20 protein-coding genes are annotated in these 15,764 nt (G+C 36.5%); 11 read left to right on the forward strand and 9 right to left on the reverse strand.

Annotated features, from left to right (window positions below; all coding sequences use genetic code 11):
- Positions 1–5 precede the first annotated feature (5 nt).
- From ZA07_RS14210 to ZA07_RS14250, 10 genes are all read left to right on the forward strand, one after another.
- A complete protein-coding gene (locus ZA07_RS14210) occupies positions 6–1,322 on the forward strand; it encodes a dihydrolipoamide acetyltransferase family protein (RefSeq protein WP_053972424.1) in 1,317 nt (438 codons plus the stop codon).
- 71 nt (positions 1,323–1,393) lie between these two features.
- Positions 1,394–2,170, forward strand: coding sequence for a 3'-5' exonuclease (locus ZA07_RS14215; protein WP_053972425.1), 777 nt, complete (start codon positions 1,394–1,396; stop codon positions 2,168–2,170).
- A gap of 1 nt (position 2,171) precedes the next feature.
- Positions 2,172–2,783: a fumarylacetoacetate hydrolase family protein gene (locus tag ZA07_RS14220; RefSeq protein ID WP_053972426.1), complete on the forward strand. Its 612-nt coding sequence runs from the start codon at positions 2,172–2,174 to the stop codon at positions 2,781–2,783.
- 2 nt (positions 2,784–2,785) lie between these two features.
- Positions 2,786–3,127: a hypothetical protein gene (locus ZA07_RS14225; protein ID WP_053972427.1), complete on the forward strand. Its 342-nt coding sequence runs from the start codon at positions 2,786–2,788 to the stop codon at positions 3,125–3,127.
- A gap of 3 nt (positions 3,128–3,130) precedes the next feature.
- The gene (locus ZA07_RS14230) at positions 3,131–4,378 is read left to right on the forward strand and encodes a competence/damage-inducible protein A (RefSeq protein WP_053972428.1); all 1,248 of its coding nucleotides are present in this window, start codon (positions 3,131–3,133) and stop codon (positions 4,376–4,378) included.
- Positions 4,379–4,460: 82 nt separating this feature from the next.
- On the forward strand, positions 4,461–4,697 hold the full coding sequence (rpmB, locus tag ZA07_RS14235; protein WP_053972429.1) for a 50S ribosomal protein L28: 237 nt from the start codon (positions 4,461–4,463) through the stop codon (positions 4,695–4,697).
- Between the two features lie 25 nt (positions 4,698–4,722).
- Positions 4,723–4,905 carry a 50S ribosomal protein L33 gene (gene rpmG / locus ZA07_RS14240; protein WP_053972430.1) on the forward strand — a complete coding sequence of 61 codons (183 nt, stop codon included), beginning with the start codon at positions 4,723–4,725 and terminating at the stop codon, positions 4,903–4,905.
- A 46-nt stretch (positions 4,906–4,951) separates the two neighbouring features.
- Positions 4,952–5,107, forward strand: a complete 156-nt coding sequence (locus ZA07_RS15950; protein ID WP_082316619.1) for a DUF4295 domain-containing protein — start codon at positions 4,952–4,954, stop codon at positions 5,105–5,107.
- Positions 5,108–5,259: 152 nt separating this feature from the next.
- Positions 5,260–6,213, forward strand: a complete 954-nt coding sequence (ftsY, locus tag ZA07_RS14245; RefSeq protein ID WP_053972431.1) for a signal recognition particle-docking protein FtsY — start codon at positions 5,260–5,262, stop codon at positions 6,211–6,213.
- 32 nt (positions 6,214–6,245) lie between these two features.
- A complete protein-coding gene (locus ZA07_RS14250) occupies positions 6,246–6,677 on the forward strand; it encodes an SRPBCC domain-containing protein (protein WP_053972432.1) in 432 nt (143 codons plus the stop codon).
- Here the strand turns inward: ZA07_RS14250 and ZA07_RS14255 are convergent, their stop codons facing one another.
- On the reverse strand, positions 6,678–7,766 hold the full coding sequence (locus tag ZA07_RS14255; protein ID WP_053972433.1) for a serine hydrolase: 1,089 nt from the start codon (positions 7,764–7,766) through the stop codon (positions 6,678–6,680). It abuts the gene before it with no gap.
- A 78-nt stretch (positions 7,767–7,844) separates the two neighbouring features.
- Here ZA07_RS14255 and rimO point away from each other — a divergent pair, with 78 nt between their 5' ends.
- Complete coding sequence (gene rimO / locus ZA07_RS14260; protein ID WP_053972434.1) at positions 7,845–9,149, forward strand: 30S ribosomal protein S12 methylthiotransferase RimO; 1,305 nt, start codon at positions 7,845–7,847, stop codon at positions 9,147–9,149.
- A 128-nt stretch (positions 9,150–9,277) separates the two neighbouring features.
- Here the strand turns inward: rimO and ZA07_RS14265 are convergent, their stop codons facing one another.
- From ZA07_RS14265 to ZA07_RS14295, 8 genes are all read right to left on the reverse strand, one after another.
- The gene (locus ZA07_RS14265; RefSeq protein ID WP_157492160.1) at positions 9,278–9,931 is read right to left on the reverse strand and encodes a hypothetical protein; all 654 of its coding nucleotides are present in this window, start codon (positions 9,929–9,931) and stop codon (positions 9,278–9,280) included.
- Positions 9,932–10,125: 194 nt separating this feature from the next.
- Complete coding sequence (locus ZA07_RS14270) at positions 10,126–11,388, reverse strand: sodium:proton antiporter (protein WP_053972436.1); 1,263 nt, start codon at positions 11,386–11,388, stop codon at positions 10,126–10,128.
- A gap of 126 nt (positions 11,389–11,514) precedes the next feature.
- The gene (locus ZA07_RS14275) at positions 11,515–12,447 is read right to left on the reverse strand and encodes a hypothetical protein (protein WP_157492161.1); all 933 of its coding nucleotides are present in this window, start codon (positions 12,445–12,447) and stop codon (positions 11,515–11,517) included.
- 24 nt (positions 12,448–12,471) lie between these two features.
- Positions 12,472–12,627: a hypothetical protein gene (locus ZA07_RS16190; protein ID WP_166959558.1), complete on the reverse strand. Its 156-nt coding sequence runs from the start codon at positions 12,625–12,627 to the stop codon at positions 12,472–12,474.
- Between the two features lie 58 nt (positions 12,628–12,685).
- Positions 12,686–14,017, reverse strand: coding sequence for a DUF3570 domain-containing protein (locus ZA07_RS14280; protein ID WP_053972438.1), 1,332 nt, complete (start codon positions 14,015–14,017; stop codon positions 12,686–12,688).
- 17 nt (positions 14,018–14,034) lie between these two features.
- Positions 14,035–14,244, reverse strand: coding sequence for a DUF4266 domain-containing protein (locus ZA07_RS14285; protein ID WP_053972439.1), 210 nt, complete (start codon positions 14,242–14,244; stop codon positions 14,035–14,037).
- Positions 14,245–14,249: 5 nt separating this feature from the next.
- On the reverse strand, positions 14,250–15,227 hold the full coding sequence (locus tag ZA07_RS14290; protein WP_053972440.1) for an FAD:protein FMN transferase: 978 nt from the start codon (positions 15,225–15,227) through the stop codon (positions 14,250–14,252).
- Positions 15,224–15,658 carry a thioredoxin family protein gene (locus ZA07_RS14295; protein WP_053972441.1) on the reverse strand — a complete coding sequence of 145 codons (435 nt, stop codon included), beginning with the start codon at positions 15,656–15,658 and terminating at the stop codon, positions 15,224–15,226. Before ZA07_RS14295 ends, ZA07_RS14290 begins: the two co-directional genes overlap by 4 nt.
- Positions 15,659–15,764 lie beyond the last annotated feature (106 nt).

Below are 15,764 nucleotides of genomic sequence, written 5' to 3' on the forward strand. Positions count from 1 at the left end.
AGGATATGGCAAAATTCGAATTAAAGCTCCCTAAAATGGGTGAAAGTGTTGCAGAAGCAACCATCACATCTTGGTTAAAAGAAGTTGGTGATACCATTGAAGCCGATGAGGCAGTATTGGAAATTGCAACTGATAAAGTAGATAGTGAAGTCCCTAGTGAGGTGGATGGAGTTTTGGTGGAAAAATTATTTGAAGCCGATGAGGTTGTCCAAGTAGGGCAGACTATCGCCATTATTGAAACCGATGGGGAAGCAAGTGCACCTAAAAAGGAGGAGACCCAAGTTGAAGCCGAGGAAAGTGTTGATGCTGATGTTGTGGCTGAAATTAATCAAACCGTTGAGGTGGCAAAAGATACGGCAGCACCAGTAATTTCATCTGGAGATCGTTTTTACTCACCTTTGGTGAAAAATATAGCTCAAAAAGAAAATATTTCTCAAGAGGAACTGGATGCCTTACCTGGAACAGGAAAAGACGGTCGCGTTACCAAAAATGATATTTTAGGTTATTTGGAAAATAGAACTGATGCGACGCCAGTAAAACAGCAAGCTGTTTCTGCTTCTCAAAAATCAGAACCTATTAAGGAAGCTCCTAAACCAGCTCCAATTCCTTCAGGAGATGATGAAGTAATTGAAATGACAAGAATGGGGAAACTCATTTCACATCATATGGTTCAGTCGGTGCAAACCTCTGCCCATGTTCAAAGTTTTATTGAAGCCGACGTAACCAAAATTTGGAACTGGCGTAAAAAGGTTAAAGACAGTTTTGCTAAGCGTGAAGGTGAAAACTTGACGTTTACACCAATCTTCATGGAAGCTATTGCAAAGGCTCTTAGAGATTTCCCAATGATGAACATTTCTGTTCAAGATGATAAAATAATTAAAAAGAAACATATCAACCTAGGGATGGCGGCAGCTTTACCAGATGGCAACTTAATTGTTCCAGTGATCAAGGATGCTGACCAATTGAACTTGGTAGGAATGACTAAAAAAGTCAATGACCTGGCTAATAGATCTCGATTGAATCAATTAAAGCCAGACGAGATTCAAGGGGGAACTTACACAGTTACAAATGTAGGAACCTTTGGAAGTGTCATGGGAACACCCATTATCAACCAGCCGCAGGTAGGTATTTTAGCCTTGGGTGCCATTAGAAAAGTGCCAGCTGTGGTAGAAACACCAGAAGGTGATTTTATTGGTATTAGATACCGCATGTTCTTATCACACTCTTATGATCACCGAGTGGTAAATGGAGCACTGGGAGGACAATTTGTTCAAGCAGTAAAAAATTATTTGGAAGCTTGGGATCCTAATCGAGAGATTTAAATTTAGAATATATAGGGCCTTAATGTTGATTAAGGCCTTTTTATTTATTTATCTTTACCAAAAATTGTAGCATGTCTCTTAAATTAAACAAACCTATTTGCTTTTTTGATTTAGAAACAACAGGAATCAATATTTCAAAAGACCGAATTGTTGAGATTTCCATTCTAAAAGTCCATCCAAACGGCAAGGAGGATATTTATACACAGTTGGTCAATCCAACGATTCCCATTCCTGCAGAAACAACTAAAGTACATGGCATTTCAGATGCTGATGTAGCAGATAAGCCTACCTTTAAAGAAATTGCCAAGGAGGTGAGTCAAATGATTAAAGATGCCGATTTGGGAGGATTTAATTCCAATAGGTTTGATATTCCATTGTTGGCCGAAGAGATGCTTAGGGCTGAAGTAGATTTTGATATGAAAAACAGATTGGCCGTGGATGTTCAGGCTATTTTTCATAAAATGGAACAACGTACACTTAGTGCAGCCTATAAATTCTATTGTGATAAAAACTTAGAGGATGCCCACAGTGCCGAGGCAGATACCAAAGCAACTTATGAGGTTTTAAAGGCTCAAGTAGAGCGTTATGAAGCCTTGGAAAATGACATGAAGTTTTTGGCCGAGTTTAGCTCCAGAAAGCAATATGCCGATTTTGCTGGTTTTATTGCCTTTAATAAAAAAGGAGAGGAGTGCTTTTCCTTTGGTAAACATAAGGGTAAAAGAGTCGAGGACGTACTTACAGAAGAACCAGGCTATTTTGGTTGGTTGTTAAATGCCGATTTTCCCTTGTATACCAAAAAAGTGCTGACAGCTATTAAATTGAGAAACTTTAATAATAAATTGAGTTAGAATGAAGCTCATTTGTATTGGTAGAAATTACACCGATCATATTGCAGAGTTGGCAAATGAAAGACCAACAGATCCGGTCATCTTTATGAAACCAGACACGTCTATTTTACCAGCTAAACACCCATTTTTTATTCCTGATTTTTCTGATGACGTACATCATGAAGTTGAAATTCTTGTAAAAATCAGTAAAGTAGGAAAACATATCGATAAAAAATTTGCTCATAAATATTATGACCAAATAGGTTTGGGAATTGATTTTACGGCTAGAGATTTGCAGGCACAATTAAAATCCAAAGGATTGCCGTGGGAAAAGGCTAAGGGATTTGATGGCGCTGCCGTTATTGGAGACTGGTTGCCAAAAGAGAAATTTGAAAACTTGAATGATGTCTCGTTTTCATTAACCAAAAATGGAAACAAGGTACAGGAGGGAAATACGAGTCTTATGCTCTGGAAAATTGATGAGATAATAGAATATGTGTCCAAATATTTCACTTTAAAAATTGGAGATATTATCTTTACAGGAACACCTGCCGGTGTGAGTAAAGTAGAAGCGAATGATGAATTAATAGGTTACATTGGTAATCAACCTATGTTTACCGTAACTGTAAAATAACTATGGAAGCGCATTATAAATTATATAGAGTAAGGGAAATGGCTGATGGCGATGAGGATTTTGTTGCTGCATTGGCTGCAGCTTTTTTGGAGGAAGTTCCAGAAGATGCTGAACGATTGAAAAAAGCAGTAGCAGAAAAAGATTATTATACGGCTTATCAGGCTGCCCATAAAATGAAACCAACCGTAGATTTGTTTGAATTGGGTGTTTTGTCAAACTTGATTGAAGTTCAGGATTGGGGAAAGTTTGAAAAAACCGGTTTGGATATATCTGATGAGTTGGACATTGTTTTGACTGCCGTTGACCAAGCTGTTGAGGAAATCAAGTCCGATTTTGGATTGTAACCCATGCAAGCAGAAATTATTACCATTGGCGATGAGATTTTAATCGGCCAAATCGTTGATACCAATTCCGCGTTTATTAGTAAAGCCCTTAATCAAATAGGGGTTTCGGTATATCAAATCACCTCCGTTCAAGATGATCGGGAACATATTCTAAAGGCTTTAGCTGAAGCTGAGGAGAACGCCGATATTATTTTGATTACTGGTGGACTGGGGCCCACCAAAGATGATATTACCAAAAAAACCATTGCCGAGTATTTTGATGATACCTTAATTAGGGATGAAGCTGTTCTTGAAAACATTCGTCGCATCTGGGATACCTATATAAAAAAACCGCTGATTCAGGTTAATATTGATCAAGCTCTGGTGCCTTCAAAAGCAACCGCTTTAATGAATGTAAACGGGAGTGCTCCCGGTATGTGGTTGGTAAGGAATGGGAAAGTATTTGTTTCCATGCCTGGAGTGCCATTTGAGATGAAGGCTTTAATGACTGATGAGGTATTGCCAAGACTCCGTAAGAAATTTAAGTTTCCATATATAGAACATCAAACAGTTCTAACCCACGGTATAGGGGAGAGTGCTTTAGCAGAACGAATTGAAACATGGGAAGACCAATTACCTAAGTTTGTCAAGTTGGCCTATTTGCCAAATTTGGGAAGGGTTCGATTACGTCTTTCCGCAAAGGGAATGGATAAAGCCGTAATCCAAAATGAGATCAAGCAACAAATCGATTTGTTGATGCCTCAAATAGAAGATGTGTTTGTAGGATTTGAGAACGATGGAAGTATTGAGGAACTAATAGGTGGGGCTTTAGAGGCAAACCATCAAACCATTGCAACTGCCGAAAGCTGTACAGGTGGAAAAATTGCTGAAATGTTTACATCACATCCGGGAGCTTCCCACTATTTTAAGGGAAGTGTGGTGACTTATGCAACTGAAACCAAGGTGAAGGTTTTGGGTCTTTCGGAAGAATTGATTGAAAAATATTCGGTAGTGAGTGCCGAGGTAGCTCAAGCCATGGCAGAAAGAGCTCGACTACTTTTTAATACGGATTACGCTATAGCAACAACGGGTAATGCAGGTCCAGATAAAGGAGACTCAGAAGCAGAAGTGGGGACGGTATTTATTGCTATTGCCACTAAACAAGGGGTTTTGACGCATGAATTTCATTTTGGGAGCCATCGGGAACGGGTCATAAATAAGGCTGCAAATAAAGCTTTGGAATTATTACATAAAGAAATTTTAAAAAAGTAATAATATTAGTTTGTTGATATAGATAAGTTTTACTAAATTTGCACCCTGTTTTGAAATAAGAACAATTTAAAGTCAGAAAAAGATGTCTAGAGTTTGTGAACTTACTGGTAAGAAAGCAATGGTTGGGAACAATGTTTCTCACGCGATGAATAAAACAAAACGTAAATTTGATGCAAATTTGATCAAAAAACGTTTTTATATTCCTGAAGAAGATAAGTGGGTAACCTTAAAGGTTTCTACAGCCGCTTTGAAAACGATCAACAGAATTGGTATTTCTGCCGCTATCAAACAAGCGAAAGCTAAAGGATATTTAAAATAATAGATAACGCGAAAAAACACCTACAATGGCAAAGAAAGGGAATAGAATACAGGTTATATTAGAGTGTACAGAGCATAAAGAGTCTGGAATGCCAGGTACTTCTCGTTACATTACTACTAAGAACAAAAAGAATACGCCAGATAGAATGGAGATTAAGAAATTTAATCCAATTCTTAAGCGTATGACAATTCATAAAGAAATTAAATAATTAGGATTTTTTACATTTTGTAAAAATTTCAAAGAACATTTGAATCATGGCAAAGAAATCAGTAGCATCATTACAAACAGGATCTAAGAGATTAACTAAAGCTATCAAAATGGTTAAATCTCCTAAGAGTGGGGCATATACATTTGTAGAATCAATTATGACTCCTGAAGAAGTTAACGATTGGTTAAGCAAACAAAACTAAACCAAGCAGTAAGTTTTTTAAGATATACAAGCAGCTTTCAATATTTTGAAAGCTGCTTTTGTTTTATATTTGCTCTTCAACTAATGACAAATTTTCACTTTTGAAAATTAGGCAAGCATTTTGACTTGCTTATTGTCAATAATCAACAGACCATGAGTTTTTTTAAAAAAATATTTTCTTCAGAAAAAAAGGAAACTTTAGATAAGGGACTTGAAAAGTCCAAAACTTCATTTTTAAATAAATTAAGCAAAGCTGTAGCTGGAAAGTCCAAAGTAGATGATGATGTTTTGGATAATCTTGAAGAAGTATTGGTAACAAGTGACGTGGGTGTAAATACGACGCTTAAGGTCATTGAACGTATTGAAGAACGTGTATCTAGAGATAAATATCTTGGTACCGATGAGCTTAATCAAATCCTTAGAGAAGAAATTGCGGCCTTGTTGAGTGAAACCAACTATGGAGATGCTACCGAATTTGTTGTTCCTGAAAATAAGAAACTTTATGTTATGATGGTGGTAGGTGTCAATGGTGTTGGAAAAACCACAACCATTGGTAAATTGGCTTACCAATTTAAGAAGAAAGGATTGAAGGTGGTCTTGGGTGCTGCCGATACGTTTAGGGCAGCCGCTATTGATCAACTTCAGGTATGGGCAGATAGGGTAGATGTACCTATTGTAAAGCAAGCTATGGGAAGTGATCCGGCATCTGTTGCTTTTGATACCTTACAAAGCGCGGTTAACCAAAATGCTGATGTCGTTATTATAGATACGGCAGGTCGTTTGCACAATAAAGTGAATTTGATGAACGAGCTTACCAAAGTGAAGCGTGTGATGCAAAAAGTGGTGGGTGATGCACCTCATGATGTTCTACTTGTTTTGGATGGTTCTACAGGTCAAAATGCCTTTGAACAGGCCAAACAATTCACCGCTGCTACAGAGGTTACCTCATTAGCTGTCACCAAATTGGATGGAACTGCTAAAGGCGGTGTGGTGATAGGAATTTCTGATCAATTTAAAATCCCAGTGAAGTATATAGGCGTGGGTGAAGGAATTGAAGATCTTCAAGTTTTCAATAAGTATGAATTTGTAGATTCATTTTTCAAGTAAAGAATTTTGTATCTTTAAAGGAATAGTTGCTTATGTCATCTCATTCCATATATCATAACTTCATTATTAAAGCTCCCCAAAAAGGCGTGTTTGACGCTGTGTCACAACCACAACATTTGGACAATTGGTGGCCACTAAAAAGTTCTGGTGAACCAAAACTGGGGACAACCTACAATTTGAATTTTACTGATGCGTATGATTGGTATGGTGAAGTAGTGGTTTGTGAACCAAATAATTCTTTCCATATAAAAATGACCAAGAGTGACAAGGATTGGGATCCTACTACTTTTGGATTTGATTTACAAGAACACGACCAAGGAACCTATGTCAGGTTTAGTCATGTCAATTGGCCCGAGATGAATGATCACCTAAAATTCTCTTCGTTTTGTTGGGGCATGTTACTCAACGGACTTAAAGACTACCTTGAAAAAGGCACCATAATTCCTTTTGAAAATAGAAACTAACTACTGAATCACCGCATTTATCTTTTCCCATAAGTCATTGTCAAAATTAGATAGGGCAAAATTACTGTCATCGGCAGATTCTCCCATTCTTATAATGACCAATTGTTTACTGGGAACAACATAAATCTTTTGGTCATTTTTTCCTAAACCAGCATACATATCGGCTGGTGCATTAGGAATAAGCTCTCCTGGAAATTCTAATTGCGATTGAGGCAGATGAAAACTAGACTTACCGTTTAACCACCATAAATACCCGTAAGCTAGATTAATGTCTTGTGAGGTGTTGGTCGCTTGTTGTAAATAGGATTCAGAAACGATTTGTTCATCTTCCCATTTACCATTGGAATAAATCATTAGTCCAAACCTAGCCATACTTCTTGTGTTACTGAAATAGACATTTAAATTGTCTAGATCAATCCAACTTCCCGACATCCCTATTTTATTTTTCAATTGATTTTCAAAATAGGTGTCCCAATTTTGGTTTGTGGCAGCTGCAACCACATCCTGAATTTTTACATAAACATTGTGGTAGGCCCATCGGCTACCGGCGTCTGCAAGGTATTGCAAGTTTTCCGAAGAGACGTCATCACCCAAACTGTCATCTAGACCCGAGGTCATGGTAAGTAGGTGCTTGTTGATTATTAAATTTTCTTTTTCCAAAGGGGCACTAGTCCAACCAGTTCCCAAGTAATTGGAAACAGGTGTTTCAATATTTAAAAAGCCTTGATCTTGTGCGATGCCGGCAACCGTTGCAGATAGTGTTTTACCGGCACTTGCCCAATACCAAGGTGTTCCTGCTTGGTGACCATTCATGTAAGCTTCCAACACAATTTTACCATGGTGGAGCATTATAAAGCTTTTGGTGTTTTTTTCTTCTAAAAAATCCAACAAGGGTTGAATTTGACTGTCATTATATCCCAATGAAGTTGGAGTTGTAGATTCCCATTCTTCAGAATTCAAAGGAGGGAAATAAATATCTTGAGTTTCGGGAAGATTGTTTTCTGGGTCTGTATTGGGCGCGTCGTCAGACGATTGACAACCAAATACATACAGTAATAAAAATAAAGATAGGTAGATAAGGCGCTTCATAACAATGTTTTACATTTAGATGTATAAAAATATAAAAGGTTTAATTAAGGTTGTATCTTTGCATCCTTAAAATTTATTATGAGAACCAAATCACTTAAAAAGAATAAAATCAATGTGGTAACCTTAGGCTGTAGTAAAAATGTTTACGACAGTGAGGTTTTGATGGGACAATTAAAGGCAAGTGGGAAGGAAGTTGTTCATGAAGAAGAGGGAAATGTCGTCGTTATAAATACCTGTGGTTTTATTAATAATGCCAAGGAAGAGAGCGTCAACACCATTTTGGAGTTTATGCAGAAAAAGGAAGCTGGTGAGGTGGATAAGGTTTTTGTAACCGGTTGTTTAAGTGAACGCTATAAGCCAGACTTACAAAAGGAAATTCCAAATGTGGACCAATATTTTGGTACCACAGAACTTCCTCAATTATTAAAGGCACTTGGAGCAGATTATAAGCATGAGTTGATTGGGGAGCGCTTGACAACCACTCCAAAGAACTATGCCTATTTAAAAATTGCCGAGGGTTGTGACCGTCCGTGTAGTTTCTGTGCGATTCCGCTTATGAGAGGAAAGCACAAAAGCACACCTATTGAAGAATTGGTCATTGAAGCAGAAAAATTGGCAGCAAGTGGCGTTAAGGAGTTGATACTGATTGCACAGGATTTAACCTATTATGGCCTGGATCTTTATAAAAAGCGCAATTTAGCTGAGTTATTGGAAGCTTTGGTAAAAGTGGAAGGAATTGAATGGATTCGCTTGCATTATGCCTTCCCTACTGGATTTCCAATGGATGTATTGGAAGTCATGAACCGTGAGGAGAAAGTGTGTAATTATATTGATATTCCTTTACAACATATTTCTGATCACATCTTAAAAAGTATGAGACGTGGTACCACCAAAGAGAAGACTACCAAACTGCTTCAAGAATTTAGAAAGGCAGTTCCAGGAATGACCATAAGAACGACTTTAATTGTTGGATACCCGGGGGAAACTGAGGAGGATTTTCAAGAATTGAAACAATGGGTTCAAGACATGCGTTTTGAGCGTTTGGGTTGTTTTACCTATTCTCATGAGGAAAACACACATGCTTTTAATTTAGAAAATGATGTGCCAGAAGAAGTCAAGCAAGATCGCGCCAATGAGATTATGGAGATTCAATCACAAATTTCTTGGGAACTGAATCAGGAAAAAATTGGTAAAGAATTTAAGGTGGTAATAGACAGAAAAGAGGGGAATTATTTTGTGGGAAGAACCGAATTTGATTCACCAGATGTCGATAACGAAGTGTTAATCGATGCTTCAACAACTTATTTGAAAACAGGAGAATTTACCAAGGTGAAAATTACGGATGCCGCTGATTTTGATTTGTACGGGGAAGTAGTTGTTTAAATTTGTTTTAAGATATAATATGAAACCCATCAATTCAGATGGGTTTATTATAACATATGGTTAGCAATATTTTGAAATAAATAATGAAATTATCAAATTCACCTAAGGATTGGACTATCTTCTTTTATTTAATCTCTAAATTTTATTGTATTTAAAATATTCATCAATTCTTCCTTATTAGATTCCTTAACAAAAGACACAATGATTGAAAACCCAAATCCGTTTAAAGTAGTTGAATAGTATATTTGCTTAATGTTTAGTTCCATATAGTTCATTTCGGCATTCATACGGTAAAATTCTAGACCATCAATTTCAATTTTTTCAAATTCCTCATCAATATGGTCATACTTAATTTGAGAGTTTTTCATGATTCTTCGAGCCTGATATAAATATTCATTTCCACTTTTTATCCCCGGGAAATTTTTTATATTTTCTACCACGATACTTATTCCTGGATTGTACTCTACTGCTGATCCAAGCTCATATTTGAATGCCCCTAAAAGGATGGCAGAATTAATTTCGGAGGCCTTCAGGATAGCTTTCATTTGTGAATTGTCACCAGCCATTAAAGCTTCTCCATGCCTTTTCATGGCTTCAATTTGTTCCTTATTTTGAATGGCCCAATCAGTTGGTATATTAATCGTAAAGTTGAAAAATGAATTCTTATAAGTATTATTATCGATTTCTCCATAATCAAAATTTGTTTGCTCAGTTTGACCAGACATATTATTGATTAAAAATGAAAATAATAAGATGCTTAATAGATAGGTTTTTAATTTCATTGGGACGGTTATCAGTTGTTTATAGAAATCACAACACAATTGTGATTATATTAAAATGGAATTTTGAAGTGTAAATATAAATCTTTTGTTAGTAAAACTGATTATGATTCATTCAATGTTGATTATTGATTCAAGTATCTAAGTTTTAAACTTTTTTAGTTTTTTTACAATTCGTTTACTAGTTCTGAATTTTTTTAATGTCCACCCTCAGTAGGCTCCACATTAATTCCTAATTTTTTAATCAAGGTTCCTACACTCAAGCCTTGTACCACGATTGAAAATACCACCACGGCATAGGTAATCACTAAAAACAAATCACGGTGCATATCTTGAGAAAGCGACAAAGCCAAGGCGATGGATATCCCTCCCCGTAATCCGCCCCACGTCATCACCAAATTGGTGTTAGGAACAAAATCAAGTTTTTTCTTTAAAGCATTTACCGGAATCAATAGAGATAGAAATCTTGAAGCCAACACTATCGGAATCATTAATACGCCCGCAAGAACGTAGTTTTTTTCAACAGATAGAATTAAGATTTCCAATCCAATTAATACGAATAAGATATTGTTTAAAAGAACGTCTATAAGCTCCCAAAACTTATCCACATAGGTTTCGGTGATTTCAGACATGGTATGTTTTCTAACAGTGTCATTCCCTACAATTAAGCCAGCTGTGACCATAGCCAAAGGGGCAGATACATGCAATTGTTGTGCGATAACCGTACCCAACATCACTGCAGCCAATGTTATAATCACTTCTATATCATAATTATCAATAGACTTCATGAGTCGGTAGCTTATAAAACCTAAAACACCTCCTAATAAAATACCACCAAACACTTCTTCAACAAATAGGAGCAACACTTCGCTAACTTCAATATCGGTTCCTCCAGAAGCAATTTTGAAAATGGTTAGAAATACAACAACACCCACACCATCATTGAACAGCGATTCACCTACGATTTTGGTTTCCAATTTTTTTGGAGCACCTGCTTGTTTTAATATACCCAAAACAGCAATAGGATCGGTGGGGGAAATTAGGGCGCCAAAAAGTAAGCAGTATATAAATGAGATATTAAAATCCAATAATGCCAGTAAGCCATAGGTCAAACCACCTATCAAAAATGTGGAAGTAACAACGCCTAACGTAGAGAATAATAATATCGGCCAGCGTTGTACTTTTAGTTGTTCGAAATTGGTATGTAAAGCTCCTGCAAACAACAGAAAGCTCAACATGACGTCCATTAGAACGGTTTCAAAATCAATTTGTTTCACAAAATTTGTTTCTGCATCTAGTATGGTATCATCAAAATAGCCTACCAAAAAGGCAAAAAAGGTAAAGATGATGGTCACAAGCATGAGACCAATGGTATTGGGTAATTTAATAAATCGGGTATTGATATAACCGAATACGGCTGACAGGGAAACCAGAATGGCCGCGATGATATAGATATTCATAAAAGTGATAAGTTACTCTCTAAAAATAAGGGATAATTTTTTGGGATAGTAAATATTTTTAGAAAAAGGTTTTTCAATAGCTGGTAAAAAATCGAAATCTAATTGAGAAATAAAGTTGTAGTAGGGTTACTCAAATTTAGTAATGACTTTATTTTTTTTGGTGAGTAGCATATTAATTCTACTTAGATCTCTCCAGTGCTGTAATAATACCTTGTCCCCAAAATTCATTGTTCTTATAGGAGCGTTGCTTCCCACAGTACAGGTCATTAGCTTTTTTGGGGAATTGTTGGAGTCGTCTAGGTAATAAAAGGACTGTTCATCTATAAATAATAAAGCAAAGTTTTGATTGGGAAATAAATGATAGTAGTAATCCTTAATTTCATAAACTGGTGTCCGCTTCTCATAATTTTTATACTCAAAAAAGAAAGTATTGTTACTCCAATATATTTCCATTCCATAATGCTTTCTTAAGATAATAGGAATTCTTTCTGAGATAATATCTTTAATACTTTTTGAGCTTTCAGCATTAAAGATTTCCTCAATTAATTTTTCGTTTGTGGCTATTACAACCAGTGGTTCTAGAAGAACTTCATCCTCATAAACATTATACCCCATAGTTGTTTTTATGATTTGTTTGCTAAGGTTCTGGTGATTAAGAATACTGTATTCCACTAGATGTAAAATTTTGACTATGTCAACACTATCTGCATAAATCCTAACAGAAAGTCCTTGGTGATTAGAAGGAATAGGATCCTCTAAATTAAGGCCATATGCCAGTTTATAGTTAGAATTATTGGGTTCCAATAAATATAAATTATCCTTGAAATTATCAATGTAATCATGAATGTATTCAATAAGTAAGGTGTCCTGATATTGCAACCTCGAAGCTAATTTTTCAGACAATTGACCTATTATTTGAATTTTATCTATTTCAGAATAGTTAAAACCAGTTTTAATATAAATTTTGATATTGCCATAGTTTTTGGCAATAACTTTATCCTTATGAGCGCAAAGATTTGTTGATATTAAAAGAAAAATGAAAATTATTTTAAATTGCATAGGCATTTACTGTAATGCTAGACTTTATTTCTTCTTTCTCCTATCCATCATCAAACCAAATGAAATGCCTATGGCAATTCCAATGGCTAGTCCAACACTTGTTTGATCAAAGAGAGAGCCAATAAGGGTGCCTAATCCAACTCCTAGAGCGACACCTAGCCCCATGTATTTGTTTTTCATGTGATGTTAATTTCTCATAATAATAAGAAATTACACCCATACAACCTAATTTGAATATCTACTGAACAAACTTTATACCCACCGTAATGATGTTAGAATTAAAGGATGTGTTTCTGTCGTAATGATAGTATTTTAAGTCGACGCTTTTTAAACCAAACTTCCAAATATGGGCCTTGGTGAAAATATCGGTGTATGAGACTCCAAAACCGTATTGGTTGGCCGAATATTTTGAAAGGTCATAATCTGAAGTATAATAGTGTTGAGTGGATAAATGGGTTTCGTATGGTGCAAAATAATCAGCGGCGGTTTGATTGTAATAGCGATATGAAGGGTAAAGCGTAAATTTATCTGATATCTTAACTGGCACTTCCAAACTGGCGGTATGTGAATTGATTCCCCAATCATCAGAATAATAGCGGTAATAGGTTCGCAGCACCAGGAATTCATTGATGTAGTAGTGCAAACGGCCACCAATGGCTATTTTGAATCGCGAATCCGGTAATTGTTCGATGTCATCTGCCAATTGAAAATTCTCAATATAGGAATTGGCTACATCGGCAAAGTAAACCCTTTGGAAAGGCGTTCCTAATTGGCCTTGTTGTTTTACCACATCCAAAGCGATGGACCCCTGCATATTTTTTGACAATATCTGTGAAAAGTTCAATCCACCAGAATAGGAGTTTCGTCCCTCGCTATCTATTTCATGTAAAGAGGGGGCATAATCTGGATTACCTGTAATGATGCGACCCTGATAAAATTCATCATTCAAACCTGGTCCGTTATCAGCAAATGGCCTTAATTCATAAGGGTATAGGATTTTCCAAGTATCTAGATAGACACTAGCATGTAAACTCAGTTCGGTATTTTTCTCGTTAAATAATTTGGTGATGCTTCCACCAAATCCCAAAGAGAAATAATCAAATTCTGAGGCTACCGATACTTTTCCTGAATAAATGGTATTTCTATCATCTGAAGAATGACTGTAACCAATATTCCCGTTAACCCAAATATCGCCTGAGGAAGCTCCAGAACTTGCTGTGAAAGGATCTGCCGGATCGTTACTGTCAAATGGATTGATATTACTTGACGAAGCAGAAGTATATGCTGAAATTCCGGCATCAATAGTCAGTACATCATCATCATTAAGTGGAATCGACACAATGATGGTTCCCGTTGCATCGGTAAGTTCTTCGGTTCCGATACCTCCTGAAACGGCGGCATTGTCTCCGTCTTGACTGTAGTAACTGCTTAAGATATCCACTTCAGTACTTTCAAGAACTCTTTTTTTGTAAACTCTTGTAGAATCTGAAACGGGCGAGTTTTGTGCTTGTACAACTCTTCCAAATCCCAGACTGATTACAGAGGTAAATATGAGAGATTTAATTGTCATCTTTTTTTAAATTAAGGTTAATTACATCCGCAACCGCCTCCTGTTTTTCCTCCGTTGGCTCCAGAAGCGGCTTCTCTGTAGGAGTGGAAGGTGGTCACGTTACGATCTGCAGGTTTGTCCGAAAGGGCCATATCTGGATCGTTGATGTTGATTTTTTCATATTCCTTAACGGTCATGCAAGAAGTGACAGTTGAAAGAATAACAATAGCAAGACCTAATTTTTTCATAGCTACTAATTAATTTTAATGTTCTTTGAGGTAAAAACATGGCCGTTTTCGTCCACGATAATACATTCAATTTGTGGTAATTGATTGATTCGATTTAATCCAACTTCTTTTCCCATAACAAAAATGGAAGTTGCTAAGGCATCAGCCAGTTCGGCTTTGGGTGCAAATACGGTAGCACTTATAATACCTGTGGCGGGGTAACCAGTTCTGGGGTCAATAATATGGGTATATCTGATACCATTGAAGGTGACATATTTTTCATAATTCCCAGAAGTTACGACAGCTCCATGTTCGATTGGCAATAGTCCAAACGCTTTATCTTTGTCCATAGGATTGGTGATAGCCACTTGCCATGGCTCTCCATTGGGTTGTTTTCCCCAAGTATTCATATCGCCAGAGGCATTGATGATTCCAGAAACAACGCCTTTACTCATTAATAAATTTTTGGCTACATCTGCGGCATAGCCTTTTCCAATAGCGCCAAAGCCAATTTTCATCCCCTCTTGATCCAGGTAAACCGAAAGCTCCTTTTCATTCAAAACGATATGCTGATAACCCACTTTTGAAACCGAATTTTTAATGGCTTCCGGGGAAGGCATCTCGGTCATGCTACCATCAAACTTCCAGATTTTATCCATGGAAGCATAGGTGATATCAAAGGCGCCATCAGTAATTTTTGATATTCCAATAGCCCGTTTGATTAAATCAAATAACTCTTTGTCCACTTGAACAGGTTCTATCCCCGCCATGGCATTGATTTTGGATGTTTGGGATGTTGGATCCCATGAGGAGATAAGCTTTTCAATCCGACTCATTTCATCAACAGCCAGATCTATATATTGGTCTGCCTCGTTTTGAGAGTTGGCCACTACAGTAATTTCAAAGCGGCTTCCCATCAATTTCAAAACCCTTTTGAAAGGTGTCTGGGCTTGCAGGGAGGTAGCCAATAAAATTACGAACCCGATGAGAATAAGTTTTCTCAATGATATGATTCTAAGATTTTTATAAATTCTTTGGGTGTTGTTTTTTGGTAGCCCGTACTTCCTTTGACCAGCCCTTTTTCATCCAATACTAAAACATAAGGGAAAAATCCATTGGGATTGTACCTTTCAGCCAATTCACCATTTTGTTTTTGCAATTCTGAAGAAAGGGTATTCTTTTTTTTCCGTGGAAAGTCTGCCTTGAGCATGACAAAATGATCTTTGGAATACGATTTAAATTCTTCGGTACTCCAAATTTCTTTATCTAATTTGATACAAGGAGCACACCAATCTGATCCTTGAAATACAAGAACAATTGGTTTATGTTCTTTAGCTGCTAAACTCTTTGCTTGCGTAAAATTGGTCATCCAGTTTTGACCGATTGTCATTTGGGTTGCTAAAAAGAAAAAGCAACCAATCCATATGTGTTTCATGAGGATGAAATTAATAAATAACAAACGTAACTTGTGTAACATGTATTACATTAAAAATAGGTTTGTTGGTAATTTATAATCATATCAGATAAAAATAAGTAGTAGA

The sequence above is a fragment of the Mangrovimonas sp. ST2L15 genome (assembly GCF_001280515.1).
GTDB classification, from domain to species: domain Bacteria; phylum Bacteroidota; class Bacteroidia; order Flavobacteriales; family Flavobacteriaceae; genus Mangrovimonas; species Mangrovimonas futianensis.